The organism is Pontibacter sp. HJ8 (assembly GCF_054824225.1).
The window spans coordinates 1-14390 of record NZ_JSYF01000180.1; the positions used below are offsets into that span (position 1 = coordinate 1).

Genomic DNA, 14390 nt, shown 5'->3' on the forward strand with positions numbered 1-14390 from the left:
CGTGCCTTGCTATGAGGTCGGATTTGTAATCCGACTGGGCCAGAGGCCCAAACGATAGCTGGTAACGAGCGAGGACGCGCGCTATAAATCTCTTTCATTCAGTTAAGAATCTTGGTTGAAATAAGAGGGCCCCTACCCCCGGAGGTTAAGCCTGCACCACTCGCGGGGGTAGGGGCCCTCTTTACCAAGATCCTTTCAGGATGACAAAAATTGAGACATACCCTGGAGAGTATTTCAAGTTTATCTACTACTGCATCAATAACCAAACTACAAACTCTCCAGGTTAATCTGCGGCGCTTTGCCGGTGGCAGGCCTTTCGTACCAGCTGCGCATGGGCGTGTAGTCGCTGAAGAAGCCGCAGTTGCGCAGGTAAAAGTCATTGCCGGACTGCCCGCCGCCATAGTCCATCCTATACCCGACACAGGCGGTATTGTCTGCCGTAAACTGGGCCTTGGTGAGTTCTATCCAGTTGCCCTTTACGTCGCGTGCCCATTGGTTGGAGAAGAGCACCTTGCGCTCCACATCGCCATACTCGGGCAGGAAGTTTTCCAGGAAAGAGTGCGTGCGCTTGAGGTAGGTGTTGGTTTTGGGACGCCGGAAGCTGGCAATCAATTGCCATTTATCTTGCTCGGGCGCAAAGAAGTAGGCGGTATAGGTGGTATGCTCGTTTCCACTCGGTTTGCCCTGCAGGAGAAATTTATAGGTGGTGCCGGCCTTCCAGTTATACTTCAGGTAACTTTGCCCGCCCGAACCTTCGTTGCCAAACTCGCCTGTGTACACACCGTCGCCTTTCTTCAGGAGCTGGATTTTCTGGTTGTCCGGAATGCTGTTGGGGTCATCGGTTTGAAAAGGGCTCCAGACGGAGAACAGAATGCGCCGCTCGGATTCAGAATTTACCTGTATCCCGAAGTAGCCTTCCGCAAAGCCATTGGCCATGAAGTAGGAGCCGATCACGTCGTTGCCCTCGGGTACGGTTAGCTCGTTGTAAAACCACTCCACGTCGGTGTTTTCAGGAAGCGGGTAGTTGAGGTGCACCGATGGCCCGCGGCGGCCCCAGTAAAAGAAGTTGCCCTCGTTGTTCTTCACATAGGTTGTCTGCTTATCTATCGCCTCCCCGGCCAGTTTTATACTTGTGATGTCGGCAAAGGTGCTTCCCTTTCTAGTGATCCCTTTGATGGTGAAAGCCACGTAGCCGGTATCGGCCACTTGCCACTCCCCTACATAATGCTCTTGCAGTGTACTGCCTTGCACCGTTATGGTTTGAGCCTTCCCCAAAGCCTCTACTTGTAGTTTGGTTTTTCCTTCGGGCACCCGCAGGTTCAGCCATACCTTCACAGACCCTGGTTTGGCTACCCGGGCGTAGGTGGTAAAGTATACTTCCTTATCAGACCAGCCGGTGATGCCCCGCTCGCCTATACTTCCACCTGCTTTTTCTTTGGTAGACTTCCAGGTGTTACCTCCTATCGGCACGAGTGCTGTTTTCTCTGAAACTGTGCCTGTTTCTGCGGCCTGAATGTCACTAACGGTAGTATTTTCGTTAGCCTTGCAGCCCATCAGGAGCAGGGTCATACACGCCATTCTAAGTATATACTTTGCTTTGTTGTTGATCAACGTGTTATTCTGCGCTTGTTTAGGTATGATGTGTAAGTTGATAAAGGTCTTCAATCGCTACGCTGAAAGTGTTTTCCCTTCTGAGTTAAAATAAAAACGGGTGAGAGTAACCTTCTACCCGTAGCGGTTTCCAGTTCTTCTCACCCGTTTAAAACTTTGCTGAGGGTTAACTTTCTATTTCCCTCTAAGTGGTTTTAGTAACCTTCGTTTTGCGACAGCCCCCCTTTACTCAGGTCAATCTGCCCCTGCGGTACCGGCATCAGGTATAGCTTGTCATACCAGGTCCTGGCTTGCACCAGTTTGTTGCGGACGTCGTAGATGGTCCCCATTACATTGGGAGCGATTTCCCAGCGACGAATGTCCATGTAGCGCTGTCCTTCCAGGGCCAGCTCAATGCGGCGCTCGTTCCGGATCAGTTCGCGCAGGCTCTCTTTGGAGTTATACACCGTCTCATCCACAGGCGGCATGCCGGCTCTTTCGCGCACGGCATTCAGGGCTTCATAAACGGGTGCAGTGGGCCCGCTGTACTCATTGGTGGCCTCTGCAAAGGTCAGCAGCACCTCCGCGTAGCGCAGGAGAATGATGTTAGCGTGATTGTCGATATTCTCTCTATAAGCTTGCGGGTCCACCAGCTTCCTGAAATTATACCCTGTCTGCGAGTTGTTGCTTCCGCCTACCTGCCAGGTAAATTTATACCCGTCTTCCAACGCGTTCCACGGGTTGCCGTTGAACAGGATGGAAGCATAGAAACGCGGGTCGCGGTTCTTGTACTCGTTCGCAAAGGCCGGGTCATTATTCAGGTATAGCTGACCACGCACTTCGGCATTAAGCACGTTGGCAGGTCCGCCGGTCTGGTAGTTGCCGTAGGCGTTCACCAGGTCCTGTGTCGGGGTAAGGGAGCTCCAGCCGTCGAGCACGCTTGGCGGCAGGTAGGTGTTGTTCCACTGCGGATCCACCTGCATGATAAACTGGCGGTCCAGGATCACTTCGCTGTTGCCCTCATACTGCTGGTGGAAAAGCTTTTCGTAGCTGCGCAGGCCCAATCGGAAGTTCTTCTCATCTTCTTCATTTGCAAACGTAACCCACTGCGCGTAATCGTCTTCCAGATCTTTACCGGACTCTTCATTCACTTTGAACAAGGTATAGCCCAGCCCCATAACTTCCTGGGCAGCATCGGCGGCGGCTTTCCATTTGGCAGCGTCCCCTTTGCCAAACCGTGGGCTGGCCTCGTTAAGCAGTATTCTGGCTTTCAGAGCAAGGGCGGCTCCCTTCGTAATTCTGCCCTTCTCATAAAAATCACTTCCTGCGTAACGCAGCGGCAGTACACCGGCAATCTCGTTCAACTCGGTGAGCAGGAAGTTCACCACCTCCGCACGAGGGGTACGCGGCACGTTTTCTTCCCCGGCGCTCAGGGTACTGGTCACCAAGGGCACGTCCCCGAACTTGACCACCATGTCCCAGTAGAACCAGGTGCGCAGGAAGCGGGCCTCTGCCTTGAAGCGATCCCGCAGCTCGGCATCCATCTCGATGTTATCGGCATTCTCCAGCAGTTGGTTGGCACGACGGATGCCGGTATAGCCCCAGCCGGCGTTGGAGTTGGTGTTGATGGTACCAGCCGACACCACCGTAGCTGTACTCTCCCAAGGATACTGCGCGTACGCATTGTCCGTGCTGCCGTCGTCGTAAATGATTTCTTCTCTGGTCAGCTCGCTGTACACTGCGTTCAGCGCCTTTGACAAATCTTCCTTCGTTTTCCAGAAGGTCACGTCGGAGATCTGGTCCTGGGGCGGCCGCTCCAGAAAATCTTCTTTACAGGAAGTGGTTAGCAGGAGCCCGGCAAGCGCTCCGGTATAGGTGAAATATTTAATACTTCTTTTCATGATATCTTGTGTTGATAAGTAGGAAGCCATCCATGTTAGAATTTGGCGTTGACACCAAGTGAGAAAGTTTTCAGGCCCGGGTAGCCGCCACGGCCGGAGCCAAACTCCGGATCGTAGTCGCTCAGGCGGTCATCTCCCATGAAGGTGAATGGGTTGTTGGAAGTGGCATACACGCGCAGCGACTGCATGCCCAGTTTGCCGCTCACGGCTTCCGGAATGTTATACCCCAGCGTGATCGCCCGGACGCGGAAATAAGCGCCGCTGAAGAGCCAGAAGGAAGAGGTATTGTAGTTGTGCGAAGCATCGGCGCTGATCAGCGTGCGTGGGAAGTGAGCGTTTGGATCCGGGTTCTCTGCTGTCCATCGGTTCTCGTAAGCCTGCTTGATATTGGCTCCGTTGAAGAACGGATAAGAGGCCTCCGACTCCAGGTAGGTATCCACATCAGCCACGCCATAAGTGAGCACGCTCAGGTCGAAGCCCTTGTAGCCAGCGCCCAAATTAAGGCCATAGGTCATCCACGGCACATCGTTGCCCAGGATCACGCGGTCGGCCGCATCGATCACCTTGTCATTGTTGATATCCGCATACTTGATATCGCCAGGTTTCGTGGCTGCACTCTGGAAGGCATGGCTCTGCACGTCCTCCTCATTTATAAACAGCCCCTCGGCACGGTAGCCGTAGTAAGAGCCCACAGCCTCCCCTACGCGCTCTATCCAGTAACCGCTAATGCGCTCGTCCACGCCACCCAGGCTCAGAATCTCGTTCTGGATCCTGGAGAAGTTGGCGCCGATGGTATAGGTAAAATCTGAACCAACCGCCCCGTTATGCACCAGATTCAACTCTATACCTTTGTTGCGTGTTTCGGCTGCGTTCCGGTAAGGTGCTGTCAGACCGTAGGTAGCCAGAACCGGCAACTGGAGCAGGATGCCATCCGTTTTCTTGATGTAATAATCGGCCACTACATCGAGCTTGCCACGGAAGATGGAAAAGTCAACACCGAAGTCGGTCATGTATACCTTCTCCCAAGTGGCAAGTGGGTTGGCTCCTGTACTCTGCCAGGCACCGTCCACAGCATTTCCATCGAAGTTGTAGGCATAGCCCGTGTTCAGCAGCGAGTAGTAGTTGCCCGGCGACACCACATCCTGGTTACCTAGCGCACCCCAGGAGCCGCGCAGCTTCAGGTTATCGATCCAGGAGATGTTCTTGATGAAGTTTTCTTCCGACAGTCTCCAGCCGGCCGAGAAAGCAGGGAATATTGCCTCGCGTTGGTCCGGGTGGAAGCGGGAAGAGTAGTCGGAACGAAGGGTACCTTCAAACAGGTACTTGTTCTGGAAGTCGTAGTTAACGCGTCCAAAAAAAGAGCGGATAGCCCATTGTACCTCGCCGGTACGGTTAGCGCCGGATACGATATTTTCCGGACTGGCAGAACCGGTACTGATGGTCGTCATCTCCTCGTTCGGGAAGTTCTTGCGGCCTAAAAAGGCAGTGCGATAGACATTGCTCTCCTGAGAGGCACCCACCATGACCTTGCCGGTATGCTGGCCAAAGGTGCGCTCATAGGCGGCTGTCCCCTGCGTGAGAATTTCCTGCCGGCGGCCCCAGTTTTCCTGCATCTGGTTCACCGTTACAGCCGAAGAACTCATGGGTTGCTTGGTTGTGAAGTTGATGATCGGATCCATCCTGCTGTTAAAGGACCAGTTCATCAGGTTAGAATACTTCAGGGAGAAGAGGCCATTTACTGTCAGGCCCTTTATTGGAGTCAAAGCAGCGTTTGCTGCCGCCTGCAAGTAATTGTTGCGGGTCCAGCTGCTACCGCCTTCCTCGATAATACGCAGTTGGTTTCTGCCTGCCGTGTTGGTATTCGCTATCCCACTGCTTACCGAACCCCAGGTGCCATCGGAGTGACGGGCAACTGTAACCGGGAGTGAACGGTTAAGCTCAGTCCAGCTGAAGCTGCCTCCCTTTGTGTCATAGTCCTGGCGGATAATGGAAAAGTTGGTTCCTACTTTCAGAATATTGGGAAATACTTCCGTATCGGTATTTAGTTTTACGGTGTAGCGGTCCATGTCCTTGCCTGGCAGCAGCGACTGTTGGTTGAAGTAAGAGGCCCCCAGGTAATAACTAGTGGACTTGCCGCTGGAGGAAATGTTCAGGTTGATGTCGCTCTGAGGAGCTGTTTCTCGCAGCACCAGGTCGTACCAGTTGGTATTCGGGTACATATCCGGGTCGCTTCCATTGGCGAACTTTTGAATCTGCTCCTCTGTATAGTTCGGGGCTTTGCCGGCGTTTGTCATTGCCTCGTTGTGAAACCTGGCATAGCCCACGGCATCCATATACTCCGGCAGACGCGTAGGGGACTGCCAGCCGTAAATAGCGTTAAAGCCTACCGTGGTTTTTTCGGAATTCTTTCCGGTCTTGGTCGTTACCACGATTACCCCATTTGCAGCCCTTGAGCCATAAATGGAAGCAGCGGAGGCGTCCTTGAGCACAGACATGTTCTCGATGTCGTTCGGGTTCAGGGCAGCCAGCTCCGTGTCGGAAGCGGGGATACCATCAATGATGATCATTGGGCCGGGAGAGCCCAGGTTGGTGCGTCCGCGCACAGTAATTGTTCCCACACTACCTACGTCACCCGGACGCTGAATTACCGTAAGGCCGGGAGCCACACCCTGCAGGGCATTCTGTACTGAGGTAACAGGCCGGTCAGTCAGTTGCTTGGTATCTACAGTGGCCACTGAACCGGTCACATCTGCCCGCTTCTGGGTACCGTAGCCCACGACCACTACCTCTTCCAGTTTTTTAGCGTCCGGCTTCAGGGTCACGTTAATAATTGCCTGGTTACCTACTGTCACCTCCTTCGTCTCATAGCCAATATAGGAGAACACCAGCACATCGGTTGGAGCGGCCTCCACGACGAAAGTACCATCTGCAGTAGTGGCAGTACCTGTAGCCGTATTCTTCACTACTACTGTAAGTCCGATCAGGGGCTGGTTCTGCTCATCCACCACCTTGCCTTTTATGGGTTGCCGTGTCTGGCCATACCCGACACTAAGGGCAACGATAAAATAGAAGAAACCTACCAGGAGCGGTAGCTTGCGGGGGTGCGCAGTACACCCCTGTGCAAACAAATGGAATATTCTCGCCGGAATATTTCCATTCTTTCTGCGGCTTTTTTTCATACCTCTTTAAATTAAGTTACTTTAAGGTGAGCTAAGGAAAGTATTATAGTGTGTTCGATAACGCTTACTTTAAGGTAGGTATAATACTAAAGCCTGCAATAACAATTAACCTGAAATAAAAACACAAACGTTTGACTAGTACTGTTTTTAGCGGAAAAGTCAAACACAATATTAGATACCCCCATACGCCGCTCAAAAGCAGCCCCTTCGTGGAGTGCGGAAACCCTGACCGGAACAATTGCTTTCCTTCCCAATTTATGACCTAGTCACGTAACAGGAGGCAGACGAAGCTTTCTTTAAACACTTGGTTGACAACATACTTTGGGCATCAATAAGAATATAAAGCAATTGAATTCGTTATAGGATCAGCAGGGGCGACTGAGTCTCAAGAGCGGCAGTATGGCTGCAATAGCAACTCTTATGACCTGAATGTTACCCTGAGGTTAGCTTTTTGAAAAATCAAATCAAACGCTTGCGTAGAGTAACAAATAAAGAAATGCCCCGGGTATTAAAAAAACCCACATAGCAGTACCCTTATCAAAATGGGAAGGCAGGAGCGATAACTTATAGACAGAGAAGTGTTCGTAGACAAACAAACTTGCATCAGCCGGTTTGCTTTAGTAATTTACTAGCATGAAATACCTCCATTCCCTCTCCGCGCTGTTCTTTGCTGCCACGCTGTCGTGCTGCACACAGCAAAGCGACAGCCAACCGGCCACAGTCTCTTCAGCGGATGCTACTGCTAATAAGCAAGACGAGGGACTCGCTTCCTGCTGTATAGCCTCCCTGCCTTCCCGTTTTGCTCCGACTCCTGCCGTGACGCAGGATAGCTCGGTGCAGTCTTCTGGAAAACAGCTGCAAGAAGAAATGGTGTGGATTGAGGGCGGCACATTTATGATGGGAGCCGATAACGACCAGGCCCGCCCGGATGAATACCCGAAACACAAAGTAACAGTGGACGGTTTCTGGCTAGATGCCACCGAGGTGACCAATGCAGCATTTGCCCGCTTTGTGGAAGCCACTGGCTATGTGACTACGGCCGAGAAAAAGCCGGATTGGAATGAGCTTAAAAAACAGCTTCCGCCAGGCACTCCAAAACCGGACGAAAGTCTGTTGGTTGCGTCTTCTCTGGTATTTCAGGCTCCCCAAGGCCAGGTAGACCTCCGGAACTTTGCCAGCTGGTGGACCTGGACCGAGGGGGCTAACTGGCGCCAGCCACATGGGCCAGGCAGCAGTATCAAAGGCAAAGAAAACCACCCGGTAGTACATGTCTCCTGGTATGATGCCCAGGCTTATGCCAAATGGGCCGGCAAACGGCTTCCAACCGAAGCTGAGTGGGAATGGGCCGCGCGCGGCGGCAAACAAGGCCATGTATATCCCTGGGGCAATGAGCCTATCCACTCCGGAAAACCGAAAGCCAATACCTGGAATGGCAGCTTTCCAACCAATAACACTGAACAGGATGGTTACTATTACACGGCCCCTGTCAGATCGTTTTCCCCTAACCCATATGGCCTCTACGACATGGCTGGTAACGTATGGGAATGGTGCTCCGACAATTACCACAGCGACTACTATAGTACTTTGCATGCTACGACAGGCGTACGCAACCCGGGAGGTCCGTCAAAGAGCTTTGATCCGGATGAGCCTTTTGCAAAAAAGAGGGTTATCCGGGGTGGCTCCTTCCTCTGCAACGATAGCTATTGCTCTGGCTTCCGGGTGGCGGCCCGGATGAAAAGCACCGAGGACAGCGGGCTGGAGCATGTGGGATTCCGATGCGTGAAGGACAAACAATGAGCCGCTACCGTGTACGCCCACTACAATACAGGCACAGCCGGGGTACAGATCATGCTGATTTGAACTGAACATTCACGAAATTAGGAAGCCTGTTTTCTGACTTACCGGCAAATAAAAAGCCCCTGGAATACCAGAGGCCTCTTATGTCACGCTGTACTAATGTAATTTCCCTTTATTTTCAGTGCCAAATTACACTTTGTGATCGAACACGCAAATTATTTTGCTATATTTAATTCAAAGTTCCTCAAAACACCTTTCTCTGGCTTCCGAAAACATACAGGCCGGGCCAAGTCGAAGAGGTGCAGCAGGCTATTGGGCAGTCACAATTTCGCCAGAGGCCATTTTACTACTTAATTACTTTAGAGCTATGTCAGGCAAGCCAGTAACCATAAAAGAAATTGCAAGGAGGCTGAAGCTATCTCCCTCCACTATATCCAGGGCGTTGCACAACCACCCTACCATTGGTATGCAAACGCGGCAGAGGGTAAAGCAATTGGCTGAGGACCTGAACTATGAGCGCAACCAGACGGCCATCTTCTTTCAGCAAGGCAAAACCTATACCATAGGTGTTATCCTGCCGGAGCTTTCAGAGGCCTTCTTTTCGTCGGCCATCACTGCGATCGAGGACGCTGCCTACAAGAGAAATTATACCGTCCTGTTGGCTCAGTCTCACGACGATGAGCAGAAAGAAAGGCAACTGGTAGAGAAGATGAAAAACCATCGGGTAGATGGCCTGCTTGTGTCGGTTGCCAAGACCACTTCCACCTTCGACCACTTTGAAAAGCTTACCCAATACAATATCCCGGTAGTGTTCTTTGACCGCATTCCTCCTGTCCGTGACATTCACTATGTAGCTTCAGACATGGTAGTGGGCACCATAGAAGCAGTCAGTTATCTGCTTAGGAAAGGACACCGAGCGATCGGTATGATCAATGGCCCCACCACCCTCTACGCCAGCAGTGAAAGGCGCGACGGGTATGTCAAAGCTATGCAGAAGAACAGACTTAAGTTCGATCCGTCCCTGATCGTGAGCTGCGACTTAACTGAACAGGGCACCACCAAAGCGCTTGATACACTGCTAAAGCACAAAAGAAAGGTAACTGCCATCGTTACCTTCAACGACCATATATGGCTCTATGCGTCCAAACATGCCCGGGACCTGCGACTCAGGATAAACGAGGACATAGAATTCGTAAGCTACGCCAACCTGCCTACGATCAATTACATGGACCATGCCCCTCTGGCATCAGTGGAACAGTTTCCCTATCAGCAGGGCCAGAAAGCGACTGAGATCCTGCTGGACCTGCTGTGCCACAAAGAGAAACCCGATGAGCCACAGCAGGGCTTTTACCAGGTTACCCTTGAATCACAACTTGTGGAGAAGGCAAAAAATTAGCTTTTTTGACTGCCTGTGTCTTCCGAACAGAGCGTGCCTTCCAATACTTTCGAGAACAGGTAAAACAGGTTTTGATGCTTGCGTGTTCGTAAACATTTTGCATTTTTTGTTGCTTTTATCTTCCTCAGTTTCTACTTTTATAAACATATACTATTATACTTCTGTCTTTCTGGCAGCCTGCGCGCCATTTGAGTACGCAGACTGGGATTGTAGTAGTGAACAGGCGGGTAATGAGCCAGCCACCCTGTAAGTCACCCTATCTTAAGGAATCATTGATTTTATGCATATACGCCCTACATTACTTGTTCTGGCTGCTGGCATGGCATCGCGCTACGGGAGCTTAAAACAGCTCGATAGCTTCGGACCCCACGGGGAGACCATCATTGACTACTCGATCTATGACGCCCTCAGGGCGGGCTTTGGCAAAATCGTGTTTGTGGTAAGGGAATCAATAAGCGAAGAATTCAAGGCGGTTATGCAGGGAAGGCTTCCGGCACAGCCTGAAGTTGATTATGTCCTGCAGGAACTGGACATGCTTCCTCCAGGCTTTGCTATACCTGCCGGGCGGACAAAACCCTGGGGAACCGGGCAGGCTGTCTGGTTAGCCGCGGCTAAGATCAGAGAGCCGTTTGCCGTGATCAACGGCGATGACTTCTATGGGTATGAGTCCTTCAAGCTGGTAGCTGATTTTCTGCAAAACAACACCGACGAGGCTACCTATGGTTTGATTGGCTTTCGGCTACAGAACACCTTGTCAGAACATGGCGCCGTTTCGCGCGGTTTATGTGAGCTGGACGGGAACGGCTACCTCCGGTCACTGACCGAACTCACCAAGATTGTAGCAACGGCTGACGGGATCGAAGTACAGGATCCTGCTACTGCCATCCACCAACTGCAGGGCGATGAAATCGTGTCCATGAACCTGATGGCCTTTCAGCCATCCGTGTTCCCATACTTTGAGCAAGGCTTCAACGATTTCTTAAGAAGCAGCGGCACAGCCCTGACCAGCGAGTTTTATCTCCCGGGGGTTGTCAATGCCATCGTGCGTTCGGGAGCAGCCCGGGTAAAAGTACTTCAAACACCGGAAAAGTGGTTTGGCGTGACGTATCCGGGGGATAAGCCCACTGCCATCCAGAATATAGCGCAGCTGGTAAGTAAAGGCGTATACGCCGAAGATTTGTGGAAAACCTCTCATCCTAGTTAGCATGCAGGAAACAAACAGTGTATCAAATAACTTTGAAGGCGTTCTCTCTCAATTTGACCTAAAAGGAGGCATTGAAGCTGTCACACCCTATGGCTCCGGTCATATTCATGACACCTATTATGTCAGAAACACGGATGCTGCCTGCCCCGATTACCTGTTGCAGCGCATCAACCACCACGTGTTCCGGAATGTGCCCCAGTTGATGGAGAATATCCAGCAGGTCACCACGCACCTGCGTAACAAGCTGGCAGGTATGCCGGCACAGGACCCGGACCGGGAAGTACTCACCTTGATTCCGACACGCAGGCACACCACCTATTACCAGGATGCAGACGGCAATTTCTGGCGGGTATACCTGCTGTTGCAAGGTACGCGCAGCTACGATCTGGTAGAGAATGCCCAACAGGCCTACCAGGGCGGAAAAGCCTTCGGCCGCTTTCAGGCCCTGCTGGCTGACATGGATGCGACCCAACTGCACGAGTCTATACCTGACTTTCATAATGTGGAATACCGGCTGCGGCAGTTTGAAGAAGCCCGGGAGAAAGACCCGGCAGGCAGGGTGACGGAAGTACAGGCCGAGATCGAGTTTGTAGAGCAACGTGTACACGCCATGGCTACGATTGTCAGGCTTGGCCGCGAAGGCAAGCTCCCGCTCCGCATCACGCACAACGATACCAAGTTCAACAACGTGCTGCTCGACAGCCAGGACAAGGCGCAGTGTGTGATCGACCTGGATACCGTTATGCCGGGCTTTGTGGCCTACGACTATGGCGACGCCATCCGCACGACAGCGGTCACCACTCCCGAAGATGAAAAAGACCTGAGCAAGATAGACATTGACCTGGACCTGTTCCGGGGGTTTACCCAAGGCTTCCTGGAAGAGACGCGTGGTTCCCTGACCGAACAGGAAATCGAGTCGCTGTCACTGGGCATTACCCTGCTGCCCTTCATTATGGGGCTCCGCTTCCTCACCGATTACATCGACGGCGATCATTACTACAAGATCCATTTCCCGGAGCACAACCTGCAGCGGGCGCAGGCACAGTTCCGGCTGGTGGAAGTGCTGGAAGAAAAGATCGGGCTGCTCCAAGGCACGATCCGGGAGATTGCGGCCTCCTGCGCTCAGGCACCTGTACAACAACCAAACTAAAACTATGCGTCATTTAGAGCTCCCCCTCCTGCCCCATCTGCAAGAAAACAGCCCCTGGACCCTGATCAACACGGAGCTGGACAAACTGCCACGGCAGCCCATCGACCAGGCTCCCTGGTCTGCGCCACAGCCAAAGCCGGAAGTTACCTTTGCGATGGCCCACAACAACGATTGCCTGTTTCTGAAATATTATGTGACAGAACCCTACATACTGGCCAGGTACCGCAAACCCAACGACCCGGTTTACAAGGACAGCTGTGTGGAGCTTTTTATTTCCTTTCAGGATGACCAACCCTATTACAACATCGAATTCAACTGTCTGGGAACATGCCGCGTCGGGTTCGGCCCTGACCGGCACAACCGGAGGCTGCTGCCGCCAGCGACCATTTCCAAAATAAAACGGGCCGGTACGCTCCGGGCAGGCGACAGCGGATCAACTCAGAAAACGTGGCAGCTCACCGTGGTTATACCTACCGAAGTATTTTCGGAACACACGCTCGGGCGCTTAGAGGAAGAGCATGGCAAGGTCAACTTCTGCAAGTGCGGAGACGACCTGCCGGAGCCCCATTTTCTGACCTGGAACAGGATCGATGCGCCCCATCCTGATTTTCATCTGCCGAAGTTCTTCGGGAACCTGACATTCTCCGCTACATTACCGATGGCAGAAGATACCCTCACCGGTCCGGGCCATACAACTATATCAACCTTAACCTAAAACATCCAGTCTTTACGAAATCACCATGAGCAACAATCGCAGAGAATTCCTCAAACTTACCGGTCTGGCTGGTATCGGCCTGGCCGGAACCGGACTTCTGAGCAGCTGTGCAACGGCCACTCCGCAGGCAGCTACCGATCAGGCGCAGAAGCCCGGAGGGCGCTCCTATACCCAGCAGTTCAACATGTCAGGCTACCGGGCCCCAAAACTCGACAAGGTGCGGGTGGGCTATATCGGGCTGGGGATGAGAGGCCCTGGAGCTGTGATGCGGATGAACAAGATAGAGGGCGTGGAGATCAAAGGCCTCTGCGATCTGGTACCTGCCAAAGCACAGGAGACACAAAAAAAGCTGGCCGAAGCCAACCCCGCACACAAGCCCACTTTATACTCAGGCAGTGAGGACGCCTGGAAGAAAATGTGCGAGCGCGAGGACATTGACTTGATCTATATTGCAACGCCTTGGGCCACGCACACCCCCATGGCCACCTATGCCATGGAACACGGCAAGCATGTTGCCATAGAAGTGCCGGCGGCCGTCACTCTGGAAGAATGCTGGCAGCTGGTAGAGACCTCCGAGCGAACCAAAAAGCATTGCATGATGCTCGAAAACTGCTGCTATGACTTCTTTGAGATGATGACCCTGAACATGGCACGCCAGGGTTATTTCGGGGAGATCATACACGGAGAAGGCGCGTACATCCACCAACTGCTCGACCTGAACTTCGATAAAAACGGCTATGAAGGAATGTGGCGTCTGAAAGAAAACATGACCCGCAATGGCAGCCTCTACCCGACCCACGGCCTGGGCCCTATCTGCCAGATCATGAACATCAATAGGGGCGACGCCATGGACTACCTGGTTTCGGTATCAACCAATGATTTCCAGATGTACGAGGAGGCCCAGCGACGGGCTGCTGCTGATTCCTTCTACAAGCCCTTTGTACAGGATACCTACCGTGGCAACATGAACACGACCACCATCCGCACCAAAAACGGCAAAACAATCATGATCCAGCATGATGTTACTACACCCCGTCCTTACTCCCGTATTCACCTCGTGAGCGGAACCAAAGGGATGGCCAGGAAGTGGCCGGAATCAAAAATATCCAAAGGACACAGCGGATGGCTGAAACCAGAGGAGTACAAGGCTGTGGAAGAGAAGTATACGCCGGAGATCATCAAAAAGCTGGGCGAGATGGCCAAACAGATCGGCGGGCACGGCGGTATGGACTTCCTGATGGAATGGCGCCTGATCGATTGCCTGCGCAACGGGTTGCCGCTGGATCAGGATGTATACGATGCCGCCTCCTGGAGCTCTGTTGCCATGCTGAGCGAGTGGTCGGTGGCCAACCGCTCCAACTCAATCGATGTGCCGGACTTTACAGCAGGTGCCTGGCAGAAAAATGCCCCGGTGGATATCTCCTTGCAGGGTGCCGGCACTACCAAAGTCAGAATCTA

General features: G+C 52.6%; 9 protein-coding genes. 6 read left to right on the forward strand and 3 right to left on the reverse strand.

The features are described from left to right. Positions 1-267: 267 nt before the first annotated feature. From OB13_RS08990 to OB13_RS09000, 3 genes are all read right to left on the reverse strand, one after another. Positions 268-1569, reverse strand: coding sequence for a DUF3472 domain-containing protein (locus OB13_RS08990; protein WP_461489827.1), 1302 nt, complete (start codon positions 1567-1569; stop codon positions 268-270). A 236-nt stretch (positions 1570-1805) separates the two neighbouring features. Further along, positions 1806-3491, reverse strand: a complete 1686-nt coding sequence (locus tag OB13_RS08995; protein WP_461489828.1) for a RagB/SusD family nutrient uptake outer membrane protein — start codon at positions 3489-3491, stop codon at positions 1806-1808. A 35-nt stretch (positions 3492-3526) separates the two neighbouring features. Further along, on the reverse strand, positions 3527-6670 hold the full coding sequence (locus OB13_RS09000) for a SusC/RagA family TonB-linked outer membrane protein (protein ID WP_461489829.1): 3144 nt from the start codon (positions 6668-6670) through the stop codon (positions 3527-3529). A 633-nt stretch (positions 6671-7303) separates the two neighbouring features. Between OB13_RS09000 and OB13_RS09005 the strand changes: the two genes are divergently transcribed. The 6 genes from OB13_RS09005 to OB13_RS09030 form a co-directional block, all read left to right on the forward strand. Continuing rightward, positions 7304-8467 (forward strand): formylglycine-generating enzyme family protein, encoded by a 1164-nt coding sequence (locus OB13_RS09005; RefSeq protein WP_461489830.1) that lies wholly within the window; start codon positions 7304-7306, stop codon positions 8465-8467. 367 nt (positions 8468-8834) lie between these two features. After that, positions 8835-9863 carry a LacI family DNA-binding transcriptional regulator gene (locus OB13_RS09010; RefSeq protein WP_461489831.1) on the forward strand — a complete coding sequence of 343 codons (1029 nt, stop codon included), beginning with the start codon at positions 8835-8837 and terminating at the stop codon, positions 9861-9863. 319 nt (positions 9864-10182) lie between these two features. Further along, positions 10183-11067 (forward strand): nucleotidyltransferase family protein, encoded by an 885-nt coding sequence (locus OB13_RS09015; protein WP_461489832.1) that lies wholly within the window; start codon positions 10183-10185, stop codon positions 11065-11067. A gap of 1 nt (position 11068) precedes the next feature. Next, complete coding sequence (locus tag OB13_RS09020) at positions 11069-12217, forward strand: phosphotransferase enzyme family protein (RefSeq protein WP_461489833.1); 1149 nt, start codon at positions 11069-11071, stop codon at positions 12215-12217. A gap of 4 nt (positions 12218-12221) precedes the next feature. Then, on the forward strand, positions 12222-12932 hold the full coding sequence (locus tag OB13_RS09025) for a carbohydrate-binding family 9-like protein (RefSeq protein WP_461489834.1): 711 nt from the start codon (positions 12222-12224) through the stop codon (positions 12930-12932). Between the two features lie 25 nt (positions 12933-12957). Beyond that, on the forward strand, positions 12958-14390 hold a 1433-nt coding region (locus tag OB13_RS09030), incomplete at its 3' end, for a Gfo/Idh/MocA family protein (RefSeq protein WP_461489835.1).